This window comes from Robinsoniella sp. RHS, from assembly GCF_001029355.1.
Taxonomy (GTDB): domain Bacteria; phylum Bacillota; class Clostridia; order Lachnospirales; family Lachnospiraceae; genus Robinsoniella; species Robinsoniella peoriensis.
On record NZ_JNGB01000088.1, the window covers coordinates 19,670 to 29,596 of the forward strand.

Sequence of the window (9,927 nt, forward strand, 5' to 3'; positions counted from 1 at the left end):
TTTCATCCTATCTGGATTCTTTAAACTCTGCTTTGCATTCTTCTATTGCTTTCACAAGTGCATCCGCCGTCTCATCTGAAATCTGCTTTGTCGTTCGGATTTCTTCCGGAATCTCAGGATATTTAATATCGATATACTCAAACAGGGCTTTTTCAAAATCCAGTATTTCTTCCACATTAATATCTAACAAATACTTGCGGGTAGCTGCAAAAATAATGATAACCTGATATGCAACCGGCATCGGCTTATACTGGGGTTGTTTTAACACCTCTTTGATCCGCTCGCCCTGCGCCAGCTTCTCTCTGGTGTCATTGTCAAGCTCTGAACCAAACTGGGAAAATGCTGCCAGTTCTCTGTATTGCGCAAGTTCCACACGGATTGGGGATGCAATTTTCTTCATCGCCTTAATCTGTGCCGCACCACCTACACGGGATACGGATAATCCGGCATTGATTGCCGGCCGGAATCCTGCATTAAACATTTCCGTTTCCAGATAAATCTGTCCGTCAGTAATCGAAATAACATTTGTCGGTATATAGGCAGATACATCCCCTGCCTGGGTCTCAATAATCGGAAGTGCCGTCAAAGAACCTCCGCCCAGTTCATCCGACAATCTGGCTGCTCTTTCCAGAAGCCTGGAATGCAGATAGAAAACATCACCCGGATAAGCTTCGCGGCCTGGCGGCCTTCTAAGAAGTAAAGACAGGGTTCGGTAAGCAGCCGCATGTTTGGATAAGTCATCGTAAACAACCAATACATCCTGACCTTTCTCCATCCATTCTTCACCTATTGCACATCCTGCATAAGGAGCAATATACTGCAGCGGCGCAAGTTCACTTGCTGTTGAAGCCACGATCGTCGTATAGTCCATTGCTCCGTATTCTTCCAGTTTCTTAACAATACCGGCAATCGTAGATGCTTTCTGTCCGATTGCCACATAGATGCATTTTACACCCTGTCCTTTTTGATTAATGATTGTATCTAATGCTATCGCCGTCTTTCCGGTCTGCCTGTCGCCAATGATTAACTCCCTTTGCCCACGTCCAATTGGAACCATGGAGTCAATTGCTTTAATTCCTGTCTGAAGCGGTGTATCTACCGATTTTCTTGCGATTACACCAAAAGCCACGCGTTCGATTTTCCGGTAATTATCAGCCCGAATGGGACCTTTTCCATCAATAGGCATACCCAGGGAATTTACAACACGCCCCAGCATTCCGTCACCTACCGGAACCTCAACCACTCTTCCGGTTGTCTTAACAGTATCGCCTTCACTGATACTGGTGGTATCTCCCAGTAATACAGCACCTACGTTATCTTCTTCCAGGTTCAGAACCATACCGTGGACTTCTCCCGGAAACTCCAGAAGTTCTCCCTGCATGGCATTCTCCAGACCATGAATACGGGCAATCCCATCGGCCACCTGGATTACCGTTCCAACATCAGACACGGCCATCTCGGAGGAATATCTTTTTATCTGTTCTTTAATAACGGAACTAATTTCCTCTGGTCTTAAATTCATGAGGCTTTGCCACCTTCTTTCCTGCAATTTACATAAATCAATATTTCTTGAATTTTCTTTCACACTTGTTCCTGAACTTCTATTATTTCAGGCTTCCAGGGAAATCTTGGTAAGCTTCCCGGTGAGATCCACAAGATGACTTCTAATACTGCTGTCCACTACACGGTCTCCAATCCGGATAATCAATCCGCCGATCAGACTGTCATCCACATGAAAGTTCATTTCCATTTTCACATAGTCCGTTGTCTCTAACAGTTTTGCCTCAATTTTCTTTTTCCAGTCATCTTTTAACGGAACCGCGGATGTAATCTGCGCAATTCCAATTTTATTATATTCCTTTACTTTCGCAATAAAATAATCAAATATCCCGGGAAGCTCTTTGTAACGCCCCTTTGTAACAACAATGACTAAAAGTCCCACACAATCGTCCGAGATTCTGTCCTTAAAAACAGACTCAATTGCTTTGATCTTATTATCATTGTCAATCTTAGGATGAAGCATCAGCTGCTCAAATTCCGGATTTTCCAAAAGAATCCGCTTTACAGCCAGAACTTCTTCCTCTAATTCCCCTAATCTTGCCTTTTCCAATCCAACTTCAAACAGGGCGTCGCCGTATACTTTCGAAGCTAACTTTGCCATGTCTGATCACCTATTTCCTTTAAAGTATCCTCTATTAATGAATCCTGGACTTCCATATCGATAGAAGCCTTCACAACTTTACCAGCCATAAGCGAAGCAATGGATATTATTTCTTTCTTCATATCATCTGCCGCTTTCTTTCTTTCCAGTTCCACCTGGGCATTTGCTCTGGCCATAATTCTGCCAGCCTCTTCCTTCGCCTCTTCTATGATCCTGGCTTCATTCTTCAGTGCTTTTTGTCTGGCAGCACTCAGGATTTCTTCTGCTTCTTTATTGATGTCTTTGAGCCTTCTGTCGTATTCCTCCATAAGCTTTTTCGCATCTTCTTTATCCCGTGCAGCCGTGTCAATATCTGATTTGATCTTATCCTGACGCTTTTTCAGCATATTTCTTGCAGGATTAAACAGCAGATATGACAGGAAAGTAAACATTACAAACATCGAGATCATAAGCAGCACCGCGTCATGAATCAACTGCGGGTCCAGATTAAATAATCGTTCCAAGGTTTCGCCTCCTTTCGCTTATTATTCAGACCTATTTCTCTTAAAGCTTTCCAAGAAGCGGATTTGCAAAGAGTAAAATAAATGCAATTGCCAACCCGTAAAGACCGGTTGTCTCTGCAACTGCCTGTCCTAAAAGCATGGTAGATGTGATGTCAGATTTTGCTCCCGGATTTCTTCCTACCGCACTTGCACCGTAACCTGCTGCAATACCCTGTCCAATACCAGGACCTACACCGGCGATCATCGCCAACCCCGCACCAATTGCGGAACACGCTAAAATTAAACCTTCATTTGTTATATTGCTCATTCTGAAATCCTCCTGATCTTTATATTATAATTCTTTATTATTGCGTGATAACTTCATAACTCTTTCATTATTCCTGCTCTGCTTACGTCATTGATTTTAAATCATTAATTTTACGTCATCGAATTTACATTATTGATTTTACGTTATAGCCACCCTGCACAATAGCCACCCTGCACAATCGTGCAGGAGTTATGCCTCACCCGGAAGCTTATCGGTTACGAATACCATCGTCAGCATACAGAACACATAGGTCTGTATTGCGCCGGAAAAGATATCAAAGTAGATGTGTAAAAATCCCGGCCATCCAATTGCAATCGGTGCCAGCAGCGTATAAATCAGTGACATCATTACGGTACCGGATAAAATATTGCCGAACAAACGCAGCGACAGTGAAAATGGTACCGCAATTTCACCAATCAGATTGATCGGAAACAAAAATGGCAGCGGCTTAAATAATCCAGTCAGTGCACCAAACTTATTGTATCTGATATTATTGTACTGAATAATAGCAAATGTCATAATACCAAGCGGAAGCGTAACACCATAATCCGCAGTGGGCGGCCTGAGGCCAAATAGTCCGGAGATATTACTGACAAAGATAAACAAAAATATGGAACCGATGTAATTTGCAAATTTGCCTGCGTATTTTCCCATGCTTCCATGTACCATTTTGTCCAGCATCTCTACAATCATTTCCACCGCATTCTGAAATCCCCGCGGTATCTCATCGGGATTTTTCATCTTGCGGTTTGCTATAACAGCAAATACCAGAAGAATGATCATAACGATCAATATACTGACATGGGTGGTCGTGATATAGAATTCCTGTCCAAACAGTTTGTATTTGAACAGACCGTGAATCATAAAATCTACCTCACCGCCCGCAGCCAGCAGCTGGCCCTGACAAAGATACGCATTTCCCACGTTCTCACCTTCCTTTTCTTTATTTTTTTATTTTTTGAATTAAACGATGGAGAACCGGCTGCAGATAAGCTCCTATCTTTAATCCAAATAACCCCAAAAATACTGCGACAACATCTCCCAGTTTAAGCAGATACGTGCCAAAAAATACTACTACCACTACCAGCGCCCGCAGCATAAACATTTTTTTCATGTGACTGACAGCGCCCTTTTCATCCATTTCCACTGCATTTTCAATAGACCAGTTCATATGAACCGCCAGAAAAACAGAGATTGCAATTCCGATCCACAACCCGGTAGTATAGAGCACCTTTGAACCGGATAGCCATATTAGTGAAAATTGAAATATAACCCCACATATTAGAATGCCAAGAATCAGCTCTTTTGATACAGGATTTAACTTCTTAATCATCCTTTTTCTTTCCTCCTGCATTCACCATATCCTTTAATAGCATGTAACAATTGCGTCCACCGGCAAGGATACCCAGAATAAGAAGAACGATCGTGGTATTCCAGCCGAATTTCCGATCCAGCCAGTATCCAACAAATACGCACAAAATTATGGGGGCCAACATGCTGATGCCAATCTGAGTTATCATCGCCAGTGAACGAAAAACATCTTTTTTATATTTCACACGCCTGCCTCCTTTACGATATTTTACCGTAATATTATCTTAAAACATTTTCCAGATAATGTCTAGTTATTTCACTAAATAATACACAAAACTTTCGGTGTTTTTTATATATATTTGACAAACTTTTAACTGGAATGTTATTTTTTACACATTATTGCCTAAATAATATTTGCAAAAATTGGAATTTTATACATCGATGTAATAATATCTTATATAATAAAAGCTTTGGCCGGTATTTTTTTAGTAATACCTTCCAAAGCTTTTATACATCATTTTTTAATCAGTTATTAAAACTCAGTTATGATCTCCGCTGCAAATTGTAGTATTTTTGCAGCATCTTCGGTATCTGCACATCCATTTCTGTTTACATCCGCCGCCGCGCTCTGCTCTTGGCTCAAGGTTCCCAGTTCTGCTGCATCCTGCAGGATTTCAGCAGAATCCTCTGTATCTACGGTTCCGTCATGGTTTACATCTCCCATGAGGCGGGCTTTCAGAATCTCATCAATGAGCTTTTTAAGTACTTCGCCCACGGTGTCCGTATCAGCATCACCGCTTTCATATACTGTCTGTGCCTCTTCTCTTACTTCCTGAAGGCCTGCAATACTCTGTTCCAGATATCTGTCCATACTGTTCAAAATCTCATCAGCCTTAGTAAGCGCATTCTTTAGTTCCTCTTTATTTCCCCTTCTAACAAGGGATGTGATAGCCTCTGCCAGACTGTTATATGCCTCATTAATTTTCCCTTCGTCTGCCTGGCTGTTTCCGGCTGCTGCTTTAGCTGCTTCCAGGGCTTTATCCAGGGCACGCATACTTGAGTCTGTATACTGTCCCCTGTTCTTTTGCAGTTCCCCGGCTTTTTTAATCAGGATATCCAGTCTTGTATCTGCTTCTGTTACCAGAAGTGCAGTTACTGCATCCATAAGTTTTCCGGATGCGGCATTTACCGCTTCCTGATTTGCACCGCTTTCTGCATATACTCTCTTTGCTTCTGCCAGTATGGTCCTCACAGCCGTCACACTCTCCTCGGTGTAATCTGTAAGTCCCTTCTCATCTGCCAGAATAGCTTCTGCACCTTCAATTGCCGCTTTCAGTCCAACTTTCTGAACATCGTTTTCCAGAAGGCTGCAGGCAGTTATCAGATTAAGGAATGCAAGATCTGTCTCCTCCTGAGATGCATCTTGATTTTCCATAATTGCCCTCGCACAGTCCAATGCCTCCAGAGTGGCTGCCCAGCTGGCTTCCGTGAAGCACTGCTGCGCAGACTGCTGGGCTTTAAGCTTCTCAGCCATGACAGCTGCCAGTCTCAGTGCAGTCTTATCAGCAGAAGGGATATCCGGATTCAGGACTTCATTATCAATGACAATAAACGCGTCTATGTTAACAGTTGCTCCTGATGCATTGGGATTCTTTCTCCCGGTACGCCGGATCGTTATGGTATGTTCTCCTGTTGCTTCAAAACTCTGCTCAAAAAGGATTTCATTTACCTGGGTTCCCGATTCTATATTCTCGCCATATAAGTCAATCTCTTCTACTGTCTTCCCATCAATATCTACCTCTGCGATTCCCTGATTTACTTCCCTGGCACCAATCCATCGGATTTTACTTCCATTAAAAGTGAATCTGGCCTCTGCCGGATTTTCTGTGTCATTAAGATATGTAACCGTCTTTTTATATGCATTTTCTGTCCATTTTTCATTCCTGTCCGTCTGGTAATCCAGATCTTTTGTTCCAATGAACAGAAATTCTTCTGAATCTGCCAGGACATCATGAAACTGATAGCAGTCTGTTCCGATTTCTACTGCATTACTTTTCACAGGTTCCGTTTCTTTGCCGTCAGTCTCCAGCGAAACCTCACAGTAGATTCTGTCTGCTTCCATTCCCCCTGTATGCAGTAAGGCGGTATTTGCCCCCTCTATAAGCTGCCTCTTACTGTCCGGATCTCCCACTGCTGTCCGGTACCACTGAAACTTCACTGTACTTCCTTCACCTGCATTGTGCAGGTCATAAGTCACCTCCAGCATATTATCTCCCGTCACTTCAGCTGCTACATTGGCAATCACAGGAACTACATCTGCGGAAAAATTCTTTTCAGCGGACATCCGGATAATTGCCATCCCGGTGGAACCATTGTACAGACTTCCGGCATGACCGGTATAATTTCCCCATGCAAGATTCGGGTAATACCACTGGTTGTTAATAATCAGTTCTGCATTCACAGCTGACTGGGAATTTTCCTGGTTGAGTACTTCAAAAGCATCCACCACAATACATTCTGCATTTCCGCCCGATGTCACAAGCCTAATAGTATGACTTCCATTCTCAAGACCGTCAATGCTGTAAATGACGCTTTGCTTCAATTCATTTCCCAGGTCGCTGTAGGTATCCACTTCTGCTTTGAACTCTCCGTCAATATAAATTTCTGCCTTTCCGGTATTCTTCTGCCTGGAACCGATATACCTGACACCGGTACCTTCAAAAGTAAACTCACAGCTCTCTCCTGCAGCAGTGCTGTAAGTTTCTGTTCCTCCATAATCAAAGTTAGATTCATAGGTATCCCATCCGGCGCTGTATTGAATGGAAGAATCCCTGTCATCAATATATTTCCGCTCATAAGCTAAGTTTACCCTGGCTGCCACACTCCTGTCTTCCGATTCTACACTGATATGGGGCACGTTTTCTCCCAGTCCATAATTCACATCATAATGGTATACATTTTCACGCATGGTTCTGAAATCATTGGTTGCCAGACTGCTGTTGGGGTCATTTTCTGCGTATACAAAGTAATTGCTCATATCATCTTTCCAGGGCCAGGATGGCTCTACCCCGTACTGGTCCTGTATTCCCTCAGACTGCCTTTCTTTCAGGGCAACTCCTTGATTTCTCCCAATATGGTCTTCCGGATAGGCGCTGTAAAGTCCGTCCCGGAACCAGCTTACACTATTCATGTCCGAAGAAATTCCATAGCTGATACCCACCTCCTGAAGCCCCCAGCCAGCAGGAGGATCTGAAGTCAGGGTATAGGTTGTGTTAATGATTCCATTTCCTGAAATCAGCATATCAAATACCACACCGGGTCCATTTTCATAGCTTCCTTTCATTGTGATTACCACATGGCTGCCAACCGTTTCCACACTTATACCATGCTGCTCATCGGGTATCCACTCTCCAAGCTCCGCTCCGGTAACATGAAGATAGGGACCTCCGGTAAGAATTTTACCCGTAGCTTGATCCAGCGTTCCTTCTGTAATCAATCCCACTGATTTTTCTAAAACAAGGCTGAAACCTTCCCCCTTCACGGTAATGTCTTTCTCTGTCACCTGAAGATCCGGGGCATGGGCGCTTGCCGGTGTAAAACTATACTTTACTTCAGCAAGTTCCACATTATATTCATCCACCATGATACCGTCTGGCGTATAGAATTTCAGGTTCACGATTCCGGCATTTGATGAGATGCCGGGGGCAGTTACAACTCCCTCGCTATGCGGTTTAATACTTTCTGCAATCTGTATACGCTGTGTCTCACCGTCCACCGTATATTCCAATTCCAACTCGTTCATATCCGTATGGTCAAACCAGTTTTTCACCGGAATATTTAATGTACCATCTGCCACATGGCAGGATAATTCGTCTGCCCGTACCGGAGAATAGGCTTTTTTCGTCAGATACGCTTCCGGTTTTTCACGAAGGTAAGCATCAAGGACACTCCCCCACTCTCCATATCCGGCCGCAGGTCCATCAGAATGAGACTGCCAGCGCTCAGTTGTTCCTTCCGGAATATAGAACACATCATCAATTCCGCCCCACAGGGCTCCTCCCAGTGCACCGTCCGATGTGAATATGTTCTCCCAGGCTTTCCGGATACTTTCCCCCCAGAAGTTACGCACATTTACATCCCTCTGCAGCTCGTCTATATTGTAACAGGAAATATGGGCATATTCATCGTGCAGGATTGGTTTGCTTCCGCTTCCAACATTTCCCTGAATATCTGCGTAATGCTTACTGTATATATCTGCCAGTTCCCAAGGTTCTCCTGTATCTGGCCAGCTGAAAATGCAGGGCCTTGTTGTGTCCACATCGCTTAAGTACTCTTTCTCCGTCTGAAAAGCATTACCTCCTGACTGGTTTGCAACATTTGAGTAATTTGACTCATTTCCCAAAGACCAGATAAGAATAGATGCACGGTTCCGATCCCGCTCTATCATCTCCGTAAACTGAGGCAGGTAATCTTCATATTTGCTGTAAACATTGGAACCGAATGTCCCATATCCCTGGAAACATACGGCAGTCTCCTGCTCCACATAAATCCCCATCTCATCACAGGCATCCAGAAGTGCCTCCGATGCCGGATAATGTGACGTACGAATAAAATTGATATTTGCATTTTTATAGGCCGCAGCCTCTGCATACATTTCATCCCGCGTCATGGAACGTCCCAGGTCATCGGACACATCATGCCGGCAGGTCCCCCGCAGCTTCACTTCATTTCCGTTTACATATACCTTGTTGGCATCTGTTCCCTCGCGGCCTCCATAATGAATTTCACGAAATCCAATCTTCTCTTCATTTACCTGAACCGTTTTTCCATTAACGGACAAGGTAGTACGGAGTGTATACAGGTTGGGGTGTTCGGCATCCCACTGCTTTGGCTGCTCCACCGGAAGGGTTAGTTTCAGGGCCTTTGACATCCCTCCGTCTGCCTGTTCAAATTCCATCTCCCCCGCTTTCACGACATTTTCGCCGTCTAAAAGCTCCACGAAAAGCTGTGCCTTTTTGGACACCATTCCAAGTTGTGCCGTCACTTCCAGATCCGCATTGATATAGTTTTCGTCAAACTCCGTATTTACATAGGTACGGGCAATATGATCAAACGGAAAGGCTATCAGGGAAACATCCCTAAGAATTCCGCCTATATTGTGATGGGCATATTCGGTAGCATTAGATGGATTGTTGAGCATCTCCCCTTTCGGATTCCAGATTCCCTTTGTATCCGAGTAAAGATCCGCCACTCCTACCGTCATTGTCACTGTCTGACCCGGTGCTGCGTACTCTGTGATATCACAGTCCCAGGTGGTAAACCCGCCGGTATGGGTACGTATATATTCCCCGTCAATCCACACCCTGGCATTACTGTAAACACCATCGAAGCGCACCATAATCCGGTTTTCTGCAAAATCTTCCGGAATGGTAATCTCTCTCTGGTAATAATATTCATTGTTCGTTAAAATATCAAATCCCTGCATCAGTGCTTCACCCGGCACCTTAATATTTTCCCAGTTTTTACCACTCCAGGCATCAAAATTAAATTCCTGTTTTTTCTCAGTAGGCGCCGGCACACCATTTGGCTCCGTATAATCCGGAATATTAAATAAGAACTTCCAGGTTCCATCCCCCGTTGTCTCA

The 9,927-nt window shown here is 44.0% G+C and carries 8 protein-coding genes; all 8 read right to left on the reverse strand.

Annotated elements, in window-relative coordinates; translation table 11 throughout:
- Window positions 1-7: 7 nt before the first annotated feature.
- The gene (atpA, locus tag RHS_RS22480) at window positions 8-1,522 is read right to left on the reverse strand and encodes a F0F1 ATP synthase subunit alpha (RefSeq protein ID WP_027295062.1); all 1,515 of its coding nucleotides are present in this window, start codon (window positions 1,520-1,522) and stop codon (window positions 8-10) included.
- A gap of 87 nt (window positions 1,523-1,609) precedes the next feature.
- The gene (gene atpH, locus RHS_RS22485; RefSeq protein ID WP_047834431.1) at window positions 1,610-2,161 is read right to left on the reverse strand and encodes an ATP synthase F1 subunit delta; all 552 of its coding nucleotides are present in this window, start codon (window positions 2,159-2,161) and stop codon (window positions 1,610-1,612) included.
- On the reverse strand, window positions 2,149-2,664 hold the full coding sequence (gene atpF, locus RHS_RS22490) for a F0F1 ATP synthase subunit B (protein WP_047834432.1): 516 nt from the start codon (window positions 2,662-2,664) through the stop codon (window positions 2,149-2,151). The genes atpH and atpF overlap by 13 nt, the downstream gene beginning before the upstream one ends.
- Before the next feature lie 40 nt (window positions 2,665-2,704).
- A complete protein-coding gene (gene atpE / locus RHS_RS22495) occupies window positions 2,705-2,971 on the reverse strand; it encodes an ATP synthase F0 subunit C (RefSeq protein WP_027295065.1) in 267 nt (88 codons plus the stop codon).
- Between the two features lie 189 nt (window positions 2,972-3,160).
- Window positions 3,161-3,835 (reverse strand): F0F1 ATP synthase subunit A, encoded by a 675-nt coding sequence (gene atpB, locus RHS_RS22500; protein ID WP_044290142.1) that lies wholly within the window; start codon window positions 3,833-3,835, stop codon window positions 3,161-3,163.
- A gap of 79 nt (window positions 3,836-3,914) precedes the next feature.
- A complete protein-coding gene (locus RHS_RS22505; RefSeq protein WP_027295067.1) occupies window positions 3,915-4,304 on the reverse strand; it encodes an ATP synthase subunit I in 390 nt (129 codons plus the stop codon).
- Window positions 4,297-4,527, reverse strand: a complete 231-nt coding sequence (locus RHS_RS22510) for an AtpZ/AtpI family protein (protein ID WP_027295068.1) — start codon at window positions 4,525-4,527, stop codon at window positions 4,297-4,299. The genes RHS_RS22505 and RHS_RS22510 overlap by 8 nt, the downstream gene beginning before the upstream one ends.
- Before the next feature lie 287 nt (window positions 4,528-4,814).
- The coding region (locus tag RHS_RS22515; RefSeq protein ID WP_047834433.1) for a glycoside hydrolase family 2 at window positions 4,815-9,927 on the reverse strand (5,113 nt) is incomplete at its 5' end.

Excerpts from the sequence above, each read along its gene's own strand:
- atpH (WP_047834431.1), bottom strand. The coding sequence starts at position 2,161 with ATGGCAAAGTTAGCTTCGAAAGTATACGGCGACGCCCTGTTTGAAGTT.
- atpB (WP_044290142.1), bottom strand. The coding sequence starts at position 3,835 with ATGATTCACGGTCTGTTCAAATACAAACTGTTTGGACAGGAATTCTAT.
- atpE (WP_027295065.1), bottom strand. The coding sequence starts at position 2,971 with ATGAGCAATATAACAAATGAAGGTTTAATTTTAGCGTGTTCCGCAATT.
- atpA (WP_027295062.1), bottom strand. The coding sequence starts at position 1,522 with ATGAATTTAAGACCAGAGGAAATTAGTTCCGTTATTAAAGAACAGATA.
- RHS_RS22505 (WP_027295067.1), bottom strand. The coding sequence starts at position 4,304 with ATGATTAAGAAGTTAAATCCTGTATCAAAAGAGCTGATTCTTGGCATT.